The 20,221-nt window shown below is 63.6% G+C and carries 15 protein-coding genes and 1 tRNA gene; 11 read left to right on the top strand and 5 right to left on the bottom strand.

The genetic code is table 11. From position 1 onward, the window contains the following. Positions 1–963, bottom strand: coding sequence for an NAD(P)H-dependent glycerol-3-phosphate dehydrogenase (locus OKQ63_RS19925; protein ID WP_264211750.1), 963 nt, complete (start codon positions 961–963; stop codon positions 1–3). Further along, positions 960–2,057, bottom strand: coding sequence for a tRNA (adenosine(37)-N6)-threonylcarbamoyltransferase complex transferase subunit TsaD (gene tsaD, locus OKQ63_RS19920; RefSeq protein ID WP_264211749.1), 1,098 nt, complete (start codon positions 2,055–2,057; stop codon positions 960–962). The genes OKQ63_RS19925 and tsaD overlap by 4 nt, the downstream gene beginning before the upstream one ends. Before the next feature lie 74 nt (positions 2,058–2,131). On the opposite strand from tsaD, the gene OKQ63_RS19915 reads away from it, so the two are divergent. The 3 genes from OKQ63_RS19915 to OKQ63_RS19905 are packed head-to-tail and all read left to right on the top strand — an operon-like array spanning position 2,132 to position 5,702. Beyond that, on the top strand, positions 2,132–2,857 hold the full coding sequence (locus OKQ63_RS19915; RefSeq protein ID WP_264213960.1) for a uroporphyrinogen-III synthase: 726 nt from the start codon (positions 2,132–2,134) through the stop codon (positions 2,855–2,857). Positions 2,858–2,908: 51 nt separating this feature from the next. Further along, a complete protein-coding gene (locus OKQ63_RS19910) occupies positions 2,909–4,216 on the top strand; it encodes a COG4223 family protein (RefSeq protein ID WP_264211748.1) in 1,308 nt (435 codons plus the stop codon). Positions 4,217–4,226: 10 nt separating this feature from the next. Then, positions 4,227–5,702: a heme biosynthesis protein HemY gene (locus OKQ63_RS19905; RefSeq protein ID WP_264211747.1), complete on the top strand. Its 1,476-nt coding sequence runs from the start codon at positions 4,227–4,229 to the stop codon at positions 5,700–5,702. Between the two features lie 121 nt (positions 5,703–5,823). On the opposite strand, the gene OKQ63_RS19900 is transcribed toward OKQ63_RS19905, so the two are convergent. Together OKQ63_RS19900 and OKQ63_RS19895 are read right to left on the bottom strand one after the other, a co-directional pair. After that, positions 5,824–5,910: transfer RNA gene (locus OKQ63_RS19900), tRNA-Leu, on the bottom strand. Positions 5,911–6,009: 99 nt separating this feature from the next. Further along, on the bottom strand, positions 6,010–6,420 hold the full coding sequence (locus OKQ63_RS19895; RefSeq protein WP_264211746.1) for a globin domain-containing protein: 411 nt from the start codon (positions 6,418–6,420) through the stop codon (positions 6,010–6,012). Between the two features lie 229 nt (positions 6,421–6,649). On the opposite strand from OKQ63_RS19895, the gene OKQ63_RS19890 reads away from it, so the two are divergent. Then, positions 6,650–7,639, top strand: a complete 990-nt coding sequence (locus OKQ63_RS19890; protein ID WP_264211745.1) for a complex I NDUFA9 subunit family protein — start codon at positions 6,650–6,652, stop codon at positions 7,637–7,639. Positions 7,640–7,701: 62 nt separating this feature from the next. Here OKQ63_RS19890 and OKQ63_RS19885 read toward each other — a convergent pair whose 3' ends face one another. Next, the gene (locus OKQ63_RS19885; protein ID WP_264211744.1) at positions 7,702–8,508 is read right to left on the bottom strand and encodes an undecaprenyl-diphosphate phosphatase; all 807 of its coding nucleotides are present in this window, start codon (positions 8,506–8,508) and stop codon (positions 7,702–7,704) included. 241 nt (positions 8,509–8,749) lie between these two features. Here OKQ63_RS19885 and OKQ63_RS19880 point away from each other — a divergent pair, with 241 nt between their 5' ends. The 7 genes from OKQ63_RS19880 (at position 8,750) to OKQ63_RS19850 (ending at position 20,148) form a co-directional block, all read left to right on the top strand. Then, entirely contained in the window at positions 8,750–10,189 is a 1,440-nt protein-coding gene (locus OKQ63_RS19880) for an NAD(P)-dependent oxidoreductase (protein ID WP_264211743.1), read from the top strand. Between the two features lie 86 nt (positions 10,190–10,275). After that, positions 10,276–10,710, top strand: coding sequence for a GFA family protein (locus OKQ63_RS19875; protein ID WP_264211742.1), 435 nt, complete (start codon positions 10,276–10,278; stop codon positions 10,708–10,710). Next, positions 10,707–15,239, top strand: a complete 4,533-nt coding sequence (gltB, locus tag OKQ63_RS19870; protein ID WP_264211741.1) for a glutamate synthase large subunit — start codon at positions 10,707–10,709, stop codon at positions 15,237–15,239. The genes OKQ63_RS19875 and gltB overlap by 4 nt, the downstream gene beginning before the upstream one ends. Positions 15,240–15,479: 240 nt before the next feature. Further along, the gene (gene mtgA, locus OKQ63_RS19865; RefSeq protein ID WP_264211740.1) at positions 15,480–16,217 is read left to right on the top strand and encodes a monofunctional biosynthetic peptidoglycan transglycosylase; all 738 of its coding nucleotides are present in this window, start codon (positions 15,480–15,482) and stop codon (positions 16,215–16,217) included. 65 nt (positions 16,218–16,282) lie between these two features. Further along, positions 16,283–16,948: an FtsZ-binding protein FzlA gene (gene fzlA / locus OKQ63_RS19860; RefSeq protein ID WP_027235874.1), complete on the top strand. Its 666-nt coding sequence runs from the start codon at positions 16,283–16,285 to the stop codon at positions 16,946–16,948. A gap of 77 nt (positions 16,949–17,025) precedes the next feature. Continuing rightward, entirely contained in the window at positions 17,026–18,069 is a 1,044-nt protein-coding gene (queG, locus tag OKQ63_RS19855) for a tRNA epoxyqueuosine(34) reductase QueG (protein WP_264211739.1), read from the top strand. A 72-nt stretch (positions 18,070–18,141) separates the two neighbouring features. Continuing rightward, positions 18,142–20,148 (top strand): hydantoinase/oxoprolinase family protein, encoded by a 2,007-nt coding sequence (locus OKQ63_RS19850; protein ID WP_264211738.1) that lies wholly within the window; start codon positions 18,142–18,144, stop codon positions 20,146–20,148. Positions 20,149–20,221 lie beyond the last annotated feature (73 nt).

Raw genomic sequence — 20,221 nt, 5'->3', positions numbered from 1 at the left:
TTATTCCTCTTTTAATGGTCTTTTAAGCAAATGTGCCGCAGCTTCGCTGATCGTCAAGCGCTGATCGAGCAAATTGGTTACCGTCTGGGTGACCGGCATGTCCAATTGCATCCTGTCTGCCTTTTCCGCCACGGCCCGCGCTGTGGCAGCGCCCTCCACCGTAATACTGGAATCAAAGGGCTCTCCCCGTCCGATGGACAGGCCCAGCCGGTAGTTGCGGGACAGGTCGGAGCTGCAGGTCAGGGCCAGATCGCCAAATCCTGATAGCCCGGCAAGTGTTTCGGGTTTGGCGCCGCAGGCCAGCGCCATACGCTGCATCTCCGCGTAGCCGCGTGTCATCAGGGCTGCACGGGCGCTGTCGCCCAGCCCGGCGCCGATCACCGCGCCGCAGGCAATGGCCATCACGTTTTTCAAAGCGCCGCCCAGCTCCGCACCGATGATATCAGTGGTGCGGTATAGCCGCAGGTTGGCTGTTGTCAGCTGTTCCTGCAATATCTTTCCCTGGTCTGCTTCGCTGCAGGCAAGGGTCAGCGCGGTCGGCAGACCACGGGCGATATCCGCCGCAAAGCTCGGTCCGGTCAGCAATGCCGCAGAGGCGTCAGGAAGGACATTCCGGATGACCGCTATCGGGCCAAGTCCGGTGTGCAACTCGATTCCCTTGCAGCAGGCAACCAGCGTTTTTCTGGTCAAGTGATCCTTGTGCTCTTCCAAGGAACTGCGCAGCATTTGCATTGGAACCGCCAGCAGCAGAATGTCAGACCGGCAGGCTGCCGCAATATCAGCAGTAATGGAGATGGCTTCAGGCAGCGCAACGCCAGGCAGGCGGGTTCCGTTGCGGCGGCTGTCCTGCATCGCTTGCGCCTTCATCGCATTGCGTGCCCACAGAGTCACCTGGCTGTTGCCGGCCAGAGATATCGCCAATGCGGTGCCAAAGGCTCCGGATCCCAATACCGAAACACTCATGCTTTGGCTCCTTTGCGGCCGGATCCAATCAAGGCCGGACTGCTCTGATCCAGCGGCCAGCGGGGGCGGGCGGCCAGGTCCATCCTGTCGCGCGCGCCGGCCTTGAACCGCTCCAGCCCGGCATAAGCGATCATTGCCGCATTGTCGGTGCACAAACGCAGTGGCGGTGCGGTGAAGGCGGCGCCTGCCTCCGCGCAAACAGCCTCCAACGCTGCGCGAATGGCACTGTTTGCCGCAACGCCGCCGGCGGCGGCAACGGTTGGCTGCTCAGGTTGCTCTTCCAAATACAAGCGGATCGCACGGCGGGTTTTTTCAGCCAGCGTGTCGACAACCGCGGCCTGAAAACCGGCACACAGGTCCGCCCGGTCTTGGCGGGTCAGTCCGCCTTTCTCTGCGGTGATTTGATCCCGCATCCGCATCAGCGCGGTTTTCAGGCCCGAAAAGGACAGGTTGCAGTCCGGACGGTCAAGCAAAGGCCGCGGAAAGCGGAAGCGCTTTGGATCGCCGGTTTCCGCTTCCGCCTGCACCGACGGGCCGCCCGGCTGCGGCAGACCCAGCAGGCGGGCAGTTTTGTCAAAGGCCTCGCCCGGCGCATCGTCGATGGTGCCTCCCAGGCGGGTGAAATCCTCAGGTCCGCGGACCAGCAGGTACTGGCAGTGCCCGCCGGAGACCAGCAGCATCAGATAGGGATAGGCAGTCCCGTCGGTCAGCCGCGGGGTCAGCGCATGGCCAGCCAGGTGGTTCACGCCGACCAGCGGCAGCCCGGTGGCCGCGGCAATGCCCTTGGCGCACATGACACCGGACATCACCCCGCCGATCAGCCCTGGGCCGGCGGTCACCGCTACCGCATCGATATCCTTCAGCGTCAGCCCGGCCTCTGACAGGGCATCGCGGACGCAGATGTCCAGTTTCTCGGCGTGGGCGCGGGCGGCGATCTCCGGCACCACGCCGCCAAAGGCGCTGTGCAGTTCGGTCTGGCCGAAGACGACCGAGGACAGAACTTCGGGCGTGGCACCGTCAGCCTGCCGCACAACCGCGGCGGCGGTGTCGTCGCAGCTGCTTTCCAGCCCCAGAATGGTCAGGGTCTTTGTCATGGTCTTACCGTTGCATCGAATTGCCGCCGGGGCTACCACCTAAGCGGCCTGCAAACAATCCCGGGAGCCACGCGATGGTGCCTTTGCTGATGACACGACCGCTGGCGGCGGCGGAGCGGTTTGTCGCCGGTCTCCCCGGGCCGGAGCGGGCCGGGCTGCGGGTGATCTTTGCGCCATTGATGGAAATCCGGCCTGCACAGGCGCCGATTGCCATGAACGGTGTAACAGGCGTGATCTTCACCTCCGCCAACGGGGTGGCGGCCGCTTCACGTGAAACCGAAACGCGCCTGCCGGCCTATTGCGTCGGGGAGCGCACCGCTCGGGCTGCGGCTGAGGCGGGTTGGAAGGCGGCCTGCCTGGGGCATTGCGCAGACGATCTGGTTGCAGCGCTGCTCAGCCAGCCTCGGGCAGGGCCGTTGCTGCATTTGCGCGGAGCCCATGCCCGTGTCGCAATAGCCGCGCGGCTCGCAAATGGAGGTATCCCTTGCCGTGAGCAAATCGTGTATGATCAGGTGCTTCTGCCGCTTCCAGCGGAAGCACAGGCGGTGCTTTCAGCGCAATCTGACGTGATCGTGCCGCTTTTCTCGCCCAGAACTGCGCGTCATTTTGCCAATTTGTGCGGAGATGCCTCGCATTTGCATCTGATTGCTTTAAGCCAGGCCGTTGCGGAACCGCTGAAAATATTGAATTTCAAAGTGTTGCGCGTAAGTAAGGTGCCGGATGCACTGGCCATGACGGAGGCAGTCCTTGATGCCGCAGCGCAGCTGTCCCGGCTTGAGGGCAAGGGGCGCGCAGAGTAGTGTCCGGCGTGTTCGCAGGAATAAATTTTAGGAATCGAGGGGGAGGCCGGCGTGGCTGACAAGAAAACTCCGGAAGACGTGATCGAGTCTGGCCCCGGTGAAACTCAGCCGGCAGAGGATGCCGCGGAAACCCTTGAAGGGGATCTGACCGGCGGTAGCACTGCCGAGGCGGTTGACTCATCTGAGGAAACTGATCCCTTGATTTCCGAGACCGAGACCGAGACCGAGACCGAGACCGAGACCGAGACCGAGACCGAGACCGGGGAGATGCCCACCGGATGGGATGCCGCAGCGGAAGACAGATTCTCCAGTGAACCGGCAGCACCTGCTGCCGCAGCGGAACCGCGCGAAATCGAACGTGTGGTTGAGAAACGGGGCGGATTCGGTTCCGCATTCCTAGGCGGCGTGGTGGCGGCGGCTGTTGGTTTTGCGGCCGGTCAGGGCGGCTGGCTCGACAGCATCCTGCCGCCGTCGCTGCAGGGAAACGGCACTAAGCTGACCGATCTGGAATCCAATCAGTCAAACCTGCAGGCAGAGCTTGCGGAATTGAAGCTGCAGGTTGACGCCAACAAGGCCCCGGACCTTGCGCCGCTCTCCAGCCGCGTTGAGGCTCTGGCCGCAGACATCGAACCTCTGAAAGCTGCCCGGGCCTTGCAAACTCCTGATGAGGCATTGCGTGCGGATCTGGGGGCTTTGGCTGCTCGGGTGACTGCGCTGGAAAGCCGGCCGCTGGAAGGCGCGACGCCGGAGGCCGTGGCGGCCTTCGAAGAAGAACTGGGCAAGCTGCAGGAAAGTCTTGCAGCACAGCGCTCCGAGGTGGAACAGATGCTGGCGGATGCTCAGGCGATGGATGCGGCGAGCGCCGAGGCCGCCCGGATTGCCAGTGCTCAGACTCAGCTGGCTCAGCTGCGCTCAGCCCTTGACAGCGGCAACAGCTACGCGGCGAGCGTGCAGGAACTCGGAAGTCTGGGTGTTGAGGTTCCGGCGGCCCTGTCCGGTCCGGCAGACAGCGGGGTTGCCACAATCTCTGCCCTGCGCGACGGTTTTGCCCCGGCGGCGCGTGAGGCTTTGTCCGCGGCTCGTGAAAAAGCAAAGGCGGGCGGCGGGCTGCTTGATTATGTGAACCGCCATCTGGGGGCCCGCTCGGTCACCCCGCGCGAAGGCGATGATCCGGATGCCATTCTGTCCCGCGCCGATGCGGCAGTGGCGGCCGGCAAGGTGCAGGACGCGCTGGAGCAGTTGTCCGCCTTGCCGGAGGCCGCGCGTGAGCCTCTGTCCAGCTGGGAAGCTGCTGCCCGCGCGCGGGTGGCCGCCGTGGCCGCGGCCGTTGACCTGGCCCAAAGCCTGCAAGCCAAATAAGGAAGCCGATATGCTCTGGTCGTTGTTGAAAGTCCTCGTTTTCCTTGCCGTTGTCGCACTTCTGACTTTTGGCGGGTATTTGCTGAAGGACATGGCAGGCGGAATGCAGGTCACCGTTGCCGGCACCGAGTACACATTGAGCCTGCTGCAGTCGGTGATTGCGCTGGGTGTATTGGTTGTTTCCCTCTGGCTGTTCCTGAAGCTGCTCTCGCTGCTGGTTGCGACCTTGCGCTTCCTGAACGGCGATGAAACCGCTTTGTCGCGTTTCTGGGACAAGGGTCGTGAGCGCAAAGGGTATCAGGCACTGTCCGATGGGTTGATGGCGCTGGCGTCGGGCGAGGGGCGTTTGGCTCTGACCAAAGCGGCGCGGGCGGAGAAATACCTGCAAAAGCCCGAGTTGACGGACCTTCTGGTGGCCCAGGCGGCGGAGATGAGTGGCGACACTCACAAGGCTGCCGAGGCCTATAAGCGCCTGCTGTCGAACCAGCCGACCCGCTTTGTCGGGGTGCGCGGGATCATGAAGCAGAAGCTGTCCGAAGGCGACACCGACACCGCCCGGCAGCTGGCGGAAAAAGCGCTGGCGCTACGCCCCAGGAATGAGGAAGTGCAGGACACTCTGCTGCGTCTGCAAGCACAGGCCGAGGATTGGGCTGGCGCGCGCAAGACACTGTCGACCAAGCTGAAAACCGGCACCTTGCCGCGCGATGTGTTCAAACGGCGTGATGCGGTGCTGGCATTGTCGGCCTCCAGAGTGATCCTGGATGAGACCGCTGCGGTCGAGCAGCAAGAGCAGGCGATCGAGGCCAACCGCCTGTCTCCGGATCTGGTGCCCGCCGCAGCAATGGCAGCCCGCGCCTATATCGCCAAAGGCAAGAAACGTCCGGCAGTCCGGCTGCTGAAAAAGACCTGGGAAAGCCAGCCGCATCCCGACCTGGCCCATGCCTTTGCCGAGGTTGAACCGGAGGAAAGCGCCGCGGAGCGCGTCAAGCGGTTTGACCAGCTGGCCCGGCTCAAGCCGGTGAATGACGAAACCCGGCTGGTGATGGCCGAACTGAACATCGTGGCGGAAGACTTCCCAGAGGCCCGCCGCTGGCTGAGCGATTTGGCAGAACGGGCTCCGGATGCGCGGGCGCTAACCCTGATGGCCGCGATCGAACGCGGCGAAGGCGGCAGCAGCAAAGTGGTGCAGGGCTGGCTGACCAAGGCGCTGAGCGCGCCGCGCGGCCCGCAATGGGTGTGTGATAGCTGCAACCACATTCACGCGGAATGGGCGCCGGTCTGCGAACACTGTTCCAGTTTCGACACCCTGACCTGGAAGCGCCCGGAAACACCGGAATTGGCAAGCCTGGCAGCCGCCCATATGCTGCCGCTGATCACTGGCGCGCTGGAAGACAGTGCATCGGAAACGGTTGCAGAGGCGGAGGTTTTGGATACGGATCAGGAAGCAGTGTCACAGCCGCAGGATCCGGTCAAAGAGCCGAACTGATTTAAGCCTGCGAGCATCAAAGGGCGGCAGCGCGGTCCTGCCGTTCTGCCTGCCGTGAAAACGGGTTGGAACCGGCAATACGGAACCGGCCTGTTCCGGTTTGGAGGAGATAATCGGGGGATGGTGCCCAGGAGAGGACTCGAACCTCCACGTCCATACGGACACTAGCACCTGAAGCTAGCGCGTCTACCAATTCCGCCACCTGGGCAGGTGTCGTGAGGAGGGCGTATAAGTCGGTTCGCGAGAGGCGTCAAATGGAAATCGGCCGCATTTCCGGCGGCGCGCAGATGGCGTTTTCCGGGTTGGCCTAGCGCGGCGTCAGAAAGCTCATCTTGCCCGCGACATTAGTCAGGAACCGGGTCCAGGCCTGTTCCGTCTCCGCACTCCAGTCCGGCCTGAGTGTTTCCGACAGGGCACCGGTGAAGCTGCCGATGAAGCCGTTGAAATGGGTATCCGACGCCTCCAGATTGCGGTGCATTGCGCCTTGCTGCTCGGGGATCGCGTCCAGCCTTGCGGAATCGCCCAGTGCCTCGGCAATATGCGCCAGAGAGGCCAGACGTTTTTCCTCCTGCTGGGTCGTATCCCAGGAAAACAGCGGCCGGATTTCCGGGCAGGCGGCAAAAAACTTGGCGTAGAACGCGGCCGCAAAGGCATCGAGATCCATCCGCTCGCTTTCGAAGCTCCGCCGGATCCGGGATTTGTCCTGCGCGCTGACCATTGGAACCGGCCTCCTGAACAAGCGCCGAAACAGGTGTTTCGGGTGCATCAATTTGCCTTAGTTGGGCGGGGCTGAAGGCAGGGTTAACCAAGCCAGCGGATTTCACGCAAACGCTTAACGGACCTTGCGGATTCAGCGGTCATTGTGGCTGTAATCCCACGTTTTGCGCCTTGTTTGGCGCCCCTTGCGGCGCTACAGCATAGAGGCAGCTAAGTTCAGGAGCCAAAAGATGTCCAAACTGGTCACGATCTATGGCGGATCCGGATTCGTGGGCCGCTACATTGCGCGCCGCATGGCCAAGGAAGGCTGGCGGGTGCGGGTGGCGGTGCGCCGGCCCAATGAAGCCATGCATGTGAAGCCCTACGGCGTTCCGGGCCAGGTGGAGCCGGTGTTCTGCAATGTCCGCGACGACATGTCGGTGGCCGCGGTGATGCAGGGCGCGGATGCGGTGGTGAACTGCGTCGGTGTGCTGAACGAGCTGGGCAAGAACACATTCGGCGCCGTGCACGCAGAAGGCGCGGGCCGCATCGCCCGCATCGCATCGCAGGAGGGCGTTTCCAGCCTGGTGCATATCTCGGCGATTGGCGCCGATGCGGATGCGGCCAGCGACTATTCCCGCACCAAGGCCGCGGGCGAAGCGGCCGTTCTACAGCATTTCCCGGGCGCTGTGATCCTGCGACCGTCGGTGATCTTCGGGGCCGAAGACGGGTTCTTCAACCGCTTTGCCGGCATGACCCGTCTGTCACCTGTGCTGCCGATTGCCGGCTGTGCCACCGGCTTCCAGCCGGTATTTGTGGACGATGTGGCCAAGGCTGCGGTCAAGGGCGCGCTGGGCGATGCCGAAAGCGGCATCTATGAGCTGGGAGGTCCTGAAGTCAAAAGCTTCCGGGCGCTGATGGAGCAGATGCTGGAGGTGATCCACCGCCGCCGCCTGGTCCTGTCGCTGCCGCGTCCTGCTGCCTGGCTGGTGGCCTTCGGGTTCGACATGCTGCAGGCGGCCAGCTTCCAGCTGATCGAAAACAAGGTGCTGACCCGCGACCAGCTGCGAAGCCTGAAGACGGACAATGTGGTCCATGAAGGCGCCAAGGGGTTTGGCGATCTGGGCATCAGCCCGGTCAGCCTGGAGGCGGTGCTGCCGGACTATCTGTGGAAATTCCGCCCCTCCGGCCAGTATGACGAGATGACCAACTCAGCCCGAAATCTGCGCAACGGTGCCTGATCGGCTGATCGGTTCAAGGAATGGAAAGCGCGGGGATTTCCCCGCGCTTTTTTGTATCCGGCTCAGCTGCCGTAGGCGATGGCGAGCAGGATAACCCCCAGGATCACCCGGTAGATCACATAAGGTGTGAAGCTGACCGAGCGCAGCAGCCGCATCATCAGGCTAAGCGCGGCCAGGGCTGACAGCATCGCCAGAACCGCTGCAATTCCTGCGTCCCGCATCAGGGCCGTGTCCGCCTCCAGCGCCACCTCGGTGCCCAAGAGCACCCCTGATGCGATGATGGTTGGGACCGACATCAGCATGGCAATGCGGGCACCGTCTTCGCGGGTGTAGCCAAGCTGGCGCGCGCCGGTGATGGTGATGCCGGAGCGCGAGGTGCCGGGGATCAGCGCCAGCATCTGCCACAGCCCCATGATCAGCGCATCGCGCAGGCCCCAGTCGCCGGCCTGCTTCACCTCGGCACCTTTCTGGTCGGCCCAGTACAGCACCAGCCCGAACCCCAGCATGGTCCAGCCGATAACCGTCATCGACCGCAGCGCATCGCTGAGCCCGGTGAAATGCAGCACCGCGCCGAACAGGACCGTGGGAACAGTGGCGACGATCAGCCCCATGGCGAGCTTGGAACCGGGCGTGTCGCTGCGGCCCGTCAGGGCTCGGGGCAGGCCGATCAGGCCCTGGCGGACATCGGCCCAGAAATAGATCATCACGGCGGCCAGGGTTCCCACATGCACGGCGACATCAATCACCTGGCCTTGGTCCTCCAGCCCGGTCAGCCCAGGCAGCAGAATCAGGTGGCCAGAGGAGGAAACGGGCAGAAATTCAGTGATGCCCTGGATCAGCGCAACCAGGATCAGTTGGAAAAGCGGCATCCTGAAATCATCCTTCGCTGGCCGCGGACGGGCCGTAAACTGTCGTGACTCTGTATAAATCCCGGCTCCGGATTGGAAAGTCCATATTAAGGTCCGGTACGGACCTAAAATACCTGTACATTTCCGCTGAAGACGGTATCAGAAATAAAGCGCTGACAAAATAGGTCAGTATAGTTGACATAAAGCGTGCCTGTACCTGAAAAGGTACCCGCGCAGCCAGACAAACGATGGAGTCCAGCCCGTGGCCAAGCAACCGATGCTGAAATTTGTGCAGATCGAACGCGACATGCCTCAAAAGCGTGACGCGAGCGTACGCAAGGAAGACTTCAACGAGATTTACGCGGAGTATGCGGCCGCCAAGGCAGAGGAGCAGGCCAGCCGCTGCAGCCAGTGCGGCGTGCCCTATTGCCAGAGCCACTGTCCGCTGCACAACAATATCCCCGACTGGCTGCGCCTGACCGCCACCGGCCGCCTGGAAGAGGCCTATGCCACCTCTCAGGCTACCAACACCTTCCCGGAGATCTGCGGCCGCATCTGCCCGCAGGACCGTCTGTGCGAAGGCAACTGCGTCATCGAACAATCGGGCCACGGCACTGTCACCATCGGTTCGGTCGAGAAATACATCACCGACACCGCCTGGGAAAACGGCTGGGTCAAGCCCGCGGCGCCGCTGGCAGAACGCAGCGAGAGCGTTGGTATAATCGGTGCCGGTCCCGGCGGTCTGGCCGCGGCGGACATGCTGCGAAAGGCCGGGGTGCAGGTCACCGTCTATGACCGTTACGACCGCTCCGGCGGGCTGCTGATGTACGGCATTCCCAGCTTCAAGCTGGAAAAGGATGTGGTCGAGCGCCGCAACAAGCTGTTGGCCGATGGCGGCGTCACCTTCGTGATGAACTGCAATGTCGGTGAGGACATCACCTTTGACGAGATTCGCAGCAAGCATGATGCGGTGATCATCGCCACCGGCGTTTACAAATCGCGTGATCTGGCGATGCCGGGCAGCGGTTCCGAAGGGATCGTCAAGGCAATCGACTTCCTGTGTGCCTCCAACAAGAAGAGCTTTGGCGACGAAGTTGAGGAATTTGACAACGGCAGCCTGAACGCCGAAGGCAAGAAGGTTGTGGTGATCGGCGGCGGTGATACCGCGATGGACTGTGTGCGGACCTCGATTCGCCAGGGGGCGACCAGCGTCAAATGCCTCTACCGCCGCGACCGGGCCAACATGCCGGGCTCGCAGCGTGAGACCCAGAACGCCGAAGAAGAAGGCGTGATCTTCGAATGGCTGTCGGCACCCAAGGGTTTCACCGATGATGGCGGCAAGGTTGCAGGCGTGATGGTTCAGAAGATGCGCCTGGGCCAGCCGGATGCCTCGGGCCGCCAGGCGCCGGAGGTGATCGAGGGTGCGGATTACGTCGAAGAGGCTGATCTGGTGATCAAGGCATTGGGCTTTGAGCCGGAAGAGCTGCCGGTCCTGTGGAACCAGCCGGAGCTGCCGGTGACCCGTTGGGGAACCGTCAAGGCCGCATTCAAGACCGGCGCCACCGAGCTGGACGGTGTCTATGCGGTGGGCGACATCGTGCGGGGCGCGTCGCTTGTGGTCTGGGCAATCAAGGACGGCCGCGACTGCGCCGAGGCGATTCTGGAGAATTTCAACAGCAGGGCCGTGGTGGCCGCGGAATAACACGGCACCCACAGTGCAGCGGCGCAGCAGCAGTGAAGCGCAGCAAGGTCAGTACAGCTGGCCCAGCCAGCAGAAGGACAATGGACATGAGCGAATTGCAGGGACAATGCATGTGCGGCGCAGTGAGCGTCACTGCCACCCCGGTTCAGGCGTCCGTTTCCGCCTGTCACTGTGAAATGTGCCAGCGCTGGGCCAGTGGACCCTACCTGAGCTTTCAAGCTGCCCCCGGCTACGCCGCGTTGGGTCCGGTTCAGACTTATCGGTCGTCGGACTGGGCAGAGCGGGCGTTCTGCAGCCAGTGCGGCTCGGCGTTGTGGTACCGGATGACCGCAGGAGACCATAAGGGCCAGACGCAAATGTCGGCTGGCCTGTTTGAAAACGCAGGCGGCAATGAATTGCGCCTGGAACTTTACATCGACAAGAAGCCAGAGGGCTACGCGTTCAACAGCAGCTGCCGGAAACTGACCGGCGCTGACGTGATCGACATGTTTGCCCCTTCCGGAGAAGGAATCAGCCAATGACCAAATATGATGCCGATTGGGTGCGCGCCGAGGAAGCCAAGCGCAAGTGGATGGCTGAGAACGGCCTGTATTCCGAGGAGGAGGAGCATTCCTCCTGCGGCGTGGGCCTGGTGGTCTCGGTGGACGGCAAGGCAAGCCGCAAGGTGGTTGAGGCCGGCATCGATGCACTGAAGGCGATCTGGCACCGCGGTGCGGTGGATGCCGACGGCAAGACCGGTGATGGCGCGGGCATCCATGTGCAGATCCCGGTGCCGTTCTTCTATGACCAGATCCGCCGCACCGGCCACGAGCCGCGCCAGAATGAGCTGATGGCGGTGGGCCAGGTGTTCCTGCCGCGCACCGATTTCGGCGCCCAGGAACGCTGCCGGACCATCGTCGAGACCGAAGTGTTGCGCATGGGCTACTCGATATATGGTTGGCGCCATGTGCCGGTGGACGTCACCTGCCTGGGCGAAAAGGCCAATGCCACCCGCCCGGAAATCGAGCAGATCCTGATCTCCAACGCCAAAGGCGTGGATGAGGAAACCTTTGAGCGCGAGCTCTATGTGATCCGCCGCCGGATCGAGAAGGCGGCCAACGCCGCCGCGATTTCGGGCCTCTATATTGCGTCGCTGTCCTGCCGTTCGATCATCTACAAGGGGATGATGCTGGCGGAGCAGGTGGCGGTGTTCTACCCGGACCTGATGGATGAACGGTTCGAGAGCGCATTCGCGATCTATCACCAGCGGTATTCCACCAACACCTTCCCGCAGTGGTGGCTGGCGCAGCCGTTCCGGATGCTGGCGCACAACGGCGAGATCAACACGCTGAAGGGCAACCTGAACTGGATGAAGAGCCATGAGATCCGCATGGCGTCGGCGACCTTTGGCGACTATGCCGAGGACATCAAGCCGATCGTGCCGGGCGGCGCGTCCGACTCTGCGGCGCTGGATGGCGTGTTCGAGGTTCTGGTGCGCGCGGGCCGGTCGGCGCCGATGGCGAAAACCATGCTGGTGCCGGAAAGCTGGTCCAAGCAGGCGGTGGAGCTGCCGCAGGCTTGGCGCGACATGTATTCCTACTGCAACTCGGTGATGGAGCCCTGGGACGGCCCCGCGGCACTGGCGATGACCGATGGCCGCTGGGTTTGCGCGGGCCTGGACCGCAACGGCTTGCGCCCGATGCGCTATGTGGTCACCGGCGACGGGCTGGTGATTGCCGGTTCCGAGGCGGGCATGGTGCCGATTGACGAAGCGACTGTGGTTGAAAAAGGCGCGCTGGGTCCGGGCCAGATGCTGGCGGTCGACATGCAGAAGGGCAAGCTGTTCCGCGATACCGAGATCAAGGACAAGCTGGCGCGGGCGCTGCCGTTCGGCGACTGGGTCAAGCGGATCAACGATCTGGACACAACCCTGGCCAGCGTCACCGAGCAGCCGCTGTTCACCGGCGAGGAATTGCGCCGCCGCCAAGTTGCGGCCGGCTATTCGATTGAGGAGCTGGAGCAGATCCTGACGCCGATGGCCGAGGACGGCAAGGAATCGCTGGCCTCGATGGGCGATGACACGCCCTCTGCCGTGCTGTCGAAGATGTACCGCCCGCTGAGCCACTTCTTCCGCCAGAACTTCAGCCAGGTGACCAACCCGCCGATCGACAGCTTGCGCGAATACCGGGTGATGTCGCTGAAGACCCGGTTCGGCAACCTCAAGAACGTGCTGGACGAGGACAGCTCCCAGACCGAAATCATCGTGCTGGAAAGCCCGTTTGTGGGCAACGCCCAGTGGGACAAGCTGGTGCAGCAGTTCAATGCGCCGCTGGCCGAGATCGACTGCAGCTTTGCACCGGGCCGCGGATCGCTGAGTGCGGCGCTGGAGCGGATCAGGGCCGAGGCTGAGGAAGCCGTGCGCTCGGGCGCGGGGCATATCGTGCTGACCGACCAGTTTTCGGACGCCGGCAAGGTGGCGATGCCGATGATCCTGGCAACCTCCGCCGTGCATTCGCATCTGACCCGCAAGGGGCTGCGGACCTTCTGCTCGCTGAACGTGCGCTCCGCCGAATGCATCGACCCGCATTACTTTGCGGTTCTGATCGGCTGCGGCGCCACCGTGGTGAACGCCTACCTGGCCGAGGATTCGCTGGCCGACCGCATTGAGCGCGGCTTGCTGGACGGCAGCCTGACCGAAAACGTCGCGCGCTACCGAGAAGCCATCGACCAGGGTCTGTTGAAGATCATGGCCAAGATGGGAATCTCGGTGGTGTCCTCCTACCGCGGCGGGTTGAACTTTGAGGCGGTGGGCCTCAGCCGTGCCATGTGCGCCGAATATTTCCCGGGCATGACCAGCCGCATTTCCGGCATCGGCGTGACGGGCATCCAGACCAAGACAGAGGAAATCCACGCCAAGGCCTGGAAGACGCAGGAAGGCATCCTGCCGATCGGCGGTTTCTACAAGGCGCGCAAGTCAGGAGAGACCCACGCCTGGGAAGCGACCTCGATGCACATGATGCAGATGGCTTGCAACCGCGCGTCTTATGAGCTGTGGAAGCAGTATTCTGCCAAGATGCAGTCGAACCCGCCGATCCACCTGCGCGACCTGCTGCAGATCAAGCCGCTGGGCAAGGCGATTCCGCTGGAGGAAGTGGAGAGCATCACCGCAATCCGCAAGCGGTTCGTGACCCCGGGCATGTCGCTGGGGGCACTGTCGCCTGAGGCGCACAAGACGCTGAATGTGGCGATGAACCGGATCGGTGCCAAGTCGGACTCCGGCGAGGGCGGCGAAGATCCGGCGCATTTCGTGCCGGAACCGAACGGCGACAACCCCTCTGCCAAGATCAAGCAGGTAGCGTCGGGCCGCTTTGGCGTCACCGCGGAATATCTGAACCAGTGCGAAGAGCTGGAAATCAAGGTGGCTCAGGGTGCCAAACCCGGCGAAGGCGGCCAGCTGCCGGGGATGAAGGTCACCGACCTGATCGCCCGCCTGCGCCACTCCACCAAAGGCGTGACCCTGATCTCGCCGCCGCCGCACCACGACATCTATTCGATCGAGGATCTGGCGCAGCTGATCTACGACCTGAAGCAGATCAACCCGCGCTGCAAGGTGACGGTGAAGCTGGTGGCCTCCTCCGGTGTCGGCACGATCGCGGCAGGCGTCGCCAAGGCGAAAGCCGACATCATCCTGATTTCGGGTCACAACGGCGGCACCGGGGCGTCACCGGCGACCTCGATCAAATACGCGGGCCTGCCTTGGGAGATGGGGCTCACCGAGGCGCATCAGGTGCTGGCGATGAACAACCTGCGCGAGCGGGTGACCCTGCGCACCGACGGCGGCCTGCGCACCGGGCGTGATATCGTGATGGCGGCAATGCTGGGGGCCGAGGAATACGGCATCGGCACCGCGGCACTGATCGCGATGGGCTGCATCATGGTGCGCCAGTGCCAGTCCAACACCTGCCCGGTGGGCGTCTGCACCCAGGACGAATCCCTGCGCGCCAAATTCACCGGAAACGCCGACAAGGTGGTGAACCTTATCACCTTCTACGCCCAGGAAGTGCGGGAGATCCTTGCCTCCATCGGCGCGCGGTCGCTTGACGAGGTGATCGGCCGCGCCGACCTGCTGGCGCAAGTGTCGCGCGGTTCTGCCCATCTGGATGACCTGGACCTGAACCCGCTGCTGATCACCGTCGATGGCTCCGCCAACATCGTCTACAATCGCGACAAGGAGCGCAACGCGGTGCCGGATACGCTGGATGCGGAAATCGTGCGGGATGCCGCCCGCTTCCTGCAGGACGGCGAAAAGATGCAGCTGTCCTACGCGGTGCAGAATACCCACCGTACCGTCGGCACCCGCACCTCCAGCCACATCGTGCGCAACTTCGGCATGCGGAACTCGTTCCAGCCGGACCACCTGACGGTAAAGCTGCAAGGCTCTGCAGGCCAGGCGCTGGGCGCCTTTGCCGCGCCGGGTCTGAAACTGGAAGTGTCGGGCGACGCCAACGACTATGTCGGCAAGGGCCTGTCGGGCGGCACCATCGTGGTGCGCCCGCCGCAGGTCAGCCCGCTGGTGGCCTCGGAAAACACTATTATCGGCAACACCGTGCTGTATGGCGCCACCGACGGCTACCTGTTTGCTGCGGGGCGCGCCGGTGAGCGTTTTGCGGTGCGCAACTCCGGCGCATCGGTGGTGATCGAGGGCTGCGGCTCCAACGGCTGTGAATACATGACAGGCGGCGTTGCGGTGATCCTCGGCTCGATTGGTGCCAACTTCGGCGCCGGCATGACCGGCGGCATGGCCTATCTCTATGACCCGGAGGGCAAGGCCGGGACCCTGATGAACATGGAATCGCTGGTCATCTGCCCGGTCACCGTGGCGCATTGGGAGGCAGAGCTGAAGAGCCTGATCGAACGCCACCACCAGGAAACCGGCAGCCGCAAGGCCGCGGAGATCCTGCAGCACTGGGACATCGAAAAGGCCAGCTTCCTGCAGGTCTGCCCGAAGGAGATGCTCGACAAGCTGACGCATCCGGTGATGCAGGAGCAGGCTGCCGTGCCAGCGGAATAAGCCTGGTTAGAGACCGAATAAGAGCCCTGCAGGCACTGCTTGCGGGGTTTTCTTTCACCTGTGAGCCGCCTCGCTGCCGGATCCGGTCTTCATCTGGCCAAAAATATCCCGGGGTGAATTGAGCCGCAGGCTCAAGAGGGGCAGCGCCCTTCCCTGTTGCCGCGAAACTTGGATCAGCGGATTGCGGCGGCTGCCAAACTGACCCTTTGTGAATACCCCTCTGCCGTCCTATAGAGAGTCATGGCCAAGGCAGTTGCAAAAAAGAAGAATGCCAAGAGCAGCAAGAAGACAGCGAAGCGGAAGATTCAGCCGATGCGCTGGCTGCAGCGCTGGGTCTTGCGCGCGGTGCTTGCGGCGGCGGCGGTCTTCCTCTTTCTCATTCTGTTGTTTTCGGTGGTGAACCCGCCGATCACCCACACCATCTGGGCCGAGCAGCGCCGGTTGGGCGAGGTGGACCGGATGTGGGTGCCGCTGGAGGAGATCGCCCCGGTGCTGGCACGCTCGGTGGTGGCGGCGGAGGATGCGCAGTTCTGCCGTCATTGGGGCTTTGATGCCCGGGCAATTCAGGCGGCGATCGAGGCGGGCGGCGCCCGCGGCGGCTCGACCATTTCCCAGCAGGTGGTGAAGAACGTGTTCCTGTGGCAGGGGCGCAGCTGGCCGCGCAAGGTGCTGGAGACACTGCTGACTCCGGCCGTGGAGGCGGTCTGGAGCAAGCGGCGCATCCTGGAGGTCTATCTGAATGTTGCCGAAATGGACGAGGGCGTGTTTGGCGCCGAAGCCGCGGCGCGCAAGTATTTCGGCGTCGGCCCGGATCAGCTGAGCGCCCGGCAGGCGGCACTGATTGCGGCGGTGCTGCCCAATCCCAAAGAGCGCTCGGCCCGCCGCCCCAGCGGTTTTGTGCAGCGCCGTGCGGGGCAGATTATGGACGGAGCGGCCACCATTCGCGTAGACGGGCGGGCGGATTGTTTCGAGGATTGAATCTTTCTCCCGGTCAAGGCATTGCTGGGTATCCGTAGTAACGTTTCTGGAGATCCCTTGTAGCCATGGCGCGCCTGTACCACGTTCCCCTGTCACCCTTTTGCCGCAAGGTGCGGCTGTCGCTGGCGGAGAAGAAGATCGAGGTTGAGCTGGTCGAAGAGCGCTATTGGGAGCAGGATCCCGATTTCCTGCGCCGCAACCCGGCGGCCAAGGTGCCGGTGATCCGGCTGGACGGCCAGATGATGGCCGAAAGCGCTGCGATCTGCGAATATCTGGAGGACACCCGGCCGGAGCCGCCCTTGATGCCGAAGGATGCCGAAGGCCGGTACGAAGTGCGGCGTCTGGTAAGCTGGTTTGACGACAAGTTCCACCACGAGGTGACCTCCAAGCTGCTGTATGAGCGGGTGAACAAGAAGATCACCGGCGAGGGCTATCCCGACAGCCGCAACGTGAAAGCCGGAGCCAAGGCGATCAAATACCATCTGGACTACATGGCCTGGCTGCTGGACCACCGGCGGTGGCTGGCCGGAGATATGATGACGCTGGCGGATTTTGCTGCTGCCGCGCATCTGTCGTCGCTGGATTATATCTCGGATGTGGATTGGAACCGGTCGGCGGTGGTCAAGGACTGGTATGCCAAGATCAAGTCTCGGCCCGCGTTCCGGTCGATTCTGGCGGATCAGGTGCCGGGCTTCCGGCCGCCGCCGCATTACACTGATCTGGATTTCTGATATCAACGGGGTTAAGGGGCTGTCTGCCCCCTCTTGAGCCTGCGGCTCAATTCACCCCCGAGGATATTTTCAGCCAGATGAAGACCGGATCCGGCATCAAGGAAAGATTGGTAGCGCAAGCGCTGGCAGAGGGGTTTGTCTCCTGCCGGATCTGCCGTCCCTGGGATGTGCCGCAGGTGCCAGAGCGGCTGAATGCGTTTCTGGAGGCCGGGTATCATGGGCAGATGGGCTGGATGGCGGAACGGACGCACTGGCGCGGCGATCCGAGCCAGCTGTGGCCGGAGGCGCGATCCGTGATCATGCTGGCAGAGAGCTATACGCCGGACGAGGATCCGATGGCGGTGGTGGGGCAGGCAGACCGGGGGGCGGTCTCGGTTTATGCCCGGAACAAGGATTATCATGATCTGGTCAAGAAGCGGCTGAAGCGGCTGGCACGCTGGCTGATTGCGGAAGCCGGAGAGGCCTGCGAGGTGAAGGTCTTTGTCGATACCGCGCCGGTGCCGGAGAAGGCGCTGGGCCAGGCGGCAGGTCTGGGCTGGCAGGGCAAGCACAGCAATCTGGTGAGCCGGGATTGGGGCAACTGGGCCTTTTTAGGCTCAGTTTTCACCACTTTGGATCTGCCTGCGGATAAGGCGGAGCGGGACCGCTGCGGGTCCTGCCGGGCCTGTCTGGACAGCTGTCCAACCGATGCCTTTCCGGCGCCCTACCAAGTCGATGCGCGGCGCTGCATTTCCTATCTGACCATTGAGCACAAGGGGCCGGTGGAAGAAGAACTGCGCGGGAAGCTGGGCAATCGGATTTATGGCTGCGATGACTGCCTTGCGGCCTGCCCCTGGAACAAGTTTGCGGTGGCGGCCAGCGACATGCGCTATGCCGCGCGCGACGAGCTGAAGGCGCCGCGGCTGGCGGAGCTTGCCGCCTTGGATGATGCGGGGTTCCGGGCAATGTTCTCCGGTTCACCGGTCAAGCGGATCGGACGGGACCGGTTTGTGCGCAATGTGCTTTATGCCATCGGCAACTCCGGGCTGCCGGGGCTGCGGCCGGTGGCACAAGGGCTGACTGGCGATCCGGATGCTGCGGTGGCGGATGCGGCGGCCTGGGCGGTTCGAAGGCTTTCGTGACGCAAACAGGATGGACGCGGCGCAAATAGGCGTTACACCCGGTCCGGCGAACAGAGTTTGAGAGGACCGGGCATGGCGCTGTTGCTGGGAGTGGATACAGGCGGAACCTATACCGATGCGGTGCTGATCCGCGACGAGAAGGAGGTGATCGCCTCGGCCAAGTCGCTGACCACGCGGCAGGACTTGGCGATTGGCGTTGGCGGCGCCATCCGGGCGGTGCTGGAGCAATCCGGGGTGCGGCCGCAGGACGTGTCACTGGCGGCGCTGTCCACGACACTGGCCACCAATGCGCTGGTCGAGGGTCAGGGCGGCCGGGTGGCGCTGATCTATATCGGGTTTGCTGAAGGCGATCTGGACCGGCACGGGCTGAAGGATGCCTTGAAGGGGGATCCGGCGCTGGTGCTCGCGGGCGGCCATACCCACGCGGGCAGCGAGGCGGCGCCGCTGGATGTGGAGGCGCTGGAGATGTTCCTGCGCACCGAGGGGCAGGGGGTGACGGGCTTTGCTGTTGCCGGGGTCTTTGCCACCAGGAATCCGGCGCATGAGATGGAAGCCGCGCGGATCATTCATGAGCTGACCAGTGCACCGGTCACCTGTTCGCACCAGCTGTCGGCCAAGCTGAACGGGCCCAAGCGGGCGGTGACGGCAGTGCTGAACGCGCGGCTGATCGGGATGATCGACCGGCTGATCGGGCGGGCGCAGGACACGCTGCGCGACCTCGGCATCGAGGCGCCGATGATGGTGGTGCGCGGTGACGGGGCGCTGATGAGCGGCGAGCAGGCGCGGGAGCGGCCGATCGAAACCATTTTGTCGGGGCCTGCAGCCTCGATCGTCGGCGCGCGCTGGATGACTGGTGTGGAACATGCGCTGGTGAGCGACATCGGCGGCACAACAACCGATGTGGCGCTGATCAAGGACGGCAAGCCGGCGATTGACCCGGCTGGTGCGCGGGTCGGCGAATTCCGTACCATGGTCGAGGCGGTGGCGATGCGCACCACAGGATTGGGCGGTGACAGCCAGGTGCATCTGAATACCAGCGGCCTGGCGGGCGGGCTGACCCTGGGGCCGCGCCGGGTGGTGCCGGTGTCGCTGATTGCCACGGACGCGCCGGACGTGGTGCATGCGGCGCTGGACGAACAGCTGCGCAATACAACGGTGGGCGAGTTTGACGGCCGGTTCGTTCGGGCCGTGCCGGGGGTGCCGGTGGCGGGGCTCAGCGAGCGCGAGGCCGGGCTGCTGGCGCGGATCGGCATGCAGGTGCACCCTCTGGGCCAGATCCTGCGGACCCGGATGGAGCATGGATCGCTGAACCGGCTGGTCGACCGCGGACTGGTGCAGGTGTCGGGAGTGACGTCCTCGGATGCGAGCCATGTGCTGGGCCGGGTGGAGGCCTGGGACCGGGAGGCGGCGGAAAAGGCGCTGACCCTCTTTGCCCGCCGCCGGGTAGGCAGTGGCGACATGGTGGCGAAGGATGCGGAAACGCTGGCGCAGATGATCATCGATCAGCTGACCGAACAGACCGCTTTGGTTCTGTTAGAGTCTGCTTTTGCCGAAGAAAGTGAGAGCTTTGGCCTGCCGGAAAAAGAGCTGGCGCGGCATGTACTGCTGCAAAAAGGGCTTGCGCGGCATCGTGGCCTGCTGGCGCTGGATGCCGCGATGAATGTCGATGTGGTGGGGCTGGGGGCGTCGGCGCCCAGCTACTACCCGGCGGTGGGGGAACGGCTGCATTGCAACATGATCCTGCCGGAGCACGCGGGCGTCGCCAATGCCATTGGTGCTGTTGTGGGCCGCGTCACCATGCGGCGCAGCGGCACCGTGACCTCGCCGGCGGAAGGCAAGTACCGGGTGCATCTGGAGAGCGGCCCTGTGGATTTCCCGGCCTCTGATGAAGCGCTGGCAGCGCTGGAAGCGGCGTTGGCGAAGGAGGCGCGCGGTGCTGCCGAAGTGGCTGGCGCGGAGGATATCCACGTGCATGTGGAGCGGGATATCCGCACGGCGCAGGTCGAATCGCGGCAGGTGTTTGTTGAAGGTTCGCTGACGGTAGAGGCCAGCGGGCGGCCGCGGGTGGCGCACGGCTAGGCGTCTTTTGGCTGTGAAGCGGGTTTCCGGGGAAAACCCGCTGCCTCCGGCGGGGATATTTTTGGCCAGATGA

The organism is Leisingera thetidis (assembly GCF_025857195.1).
Classification (GTDB): Bacteria; Pseudomonadota; Alphaproteobacteria; order Rhodobacterales; family Rhodobacteraceae; genus Leisingera; species Leisingera thetidis.
The sequence above is the reverse complement of the archived record's forward strand: the minus strand, read 5'-3'. Positions and strand labels throughout refer to the sequence as shown.

Coding starts and splice junctions, on each gene's coding strand:
- OKQ63_RS19925 (WP_264211750.1), bottom strand. CDS start 963: ATGAGTGTTTCGGTATTGGGATCCGGAGCCTTTGGCACCGCATTGGCG.
- tsaD (WP_264211749.1), bottom strand. CDS start 2,057: ATGACAAAGACCCTGACCATTCTGGGGCTGGAAAGCAGCTGCGACGAC.
- OKQ63_RS19915 (WP_264213960.1), top strand. CDS start 2,132: ATGGTGCCTTTGCTGATGACACGACCGCTGGCGGCGGCGGAGCGGTTT.
- OKQ63_RS19905 (WP_264211747.1), top strand. CDS start 4,227: ATGCTCTGGTCGTTGTTGAAAGTCCTCGTTTTCCTTGCCGTTGTCGCA.
- OKQ63_RS19895 (WP_264211746.1), bottom strand. CDS start 6,420: ATGGTCAGCGCGCAGGACAAATCCCGGATCCGGCGGAGCTTCGAAAGC.
- OKQ63_RS19890 (WP_264211745.1), top strand. CDS start 6,650: ATGTCCAAACTGGTCACGATCTATGGCGGATCCGGATTCGTGGGCCGC.
- OKQ63_RS19885 (WP_264211744.1), bottom strand. CDS start 8,508: ATGCCGCTTTTCCAACTGATCCTGGTTGCGCTGATCCAGGGCATCACT.
- OKQ63_RS19875 (WP_264211742.1), top strand. CDS start 10,276: ATGAGCGAATTGCAGGGACAATGCATGTGCGGCGCAGTGAGCGTCACT.
- gltB (WP_264211741.1), top strand. CDS start 10,707: ATGACCAAATATGATGCCGATTGGGTGCGCGCCGAGGAAGCCAAGCGC.
- mtgA (WP_264211740.1), top strand. CDS start 15,480: ATGGCCAAGGCAGTTGCAAAAAAGAAGAATGCCAAGAGCAGCAAGAAG.
- fzlA (WP_027235874.1), top strand. CDS start 16,283: ATGGCGCGCCTGTACCACGTTCCCCTGTCACCCTTTTGCCGCAAGGTG.
- queG (WP_264211739.1), top strand. CDS start 17,026: ATGAAGACCGGATCCGGCATCAAGGAAAGATTGGTAGCGCAAGCGCTG.
- OKQ63_RS19850 (WP_264211738.1), top strand. CDS start 18,142: ATGGCGCTGTTGCTGGGAGTGGATACAGGCGGAACCTATACCGATGCG.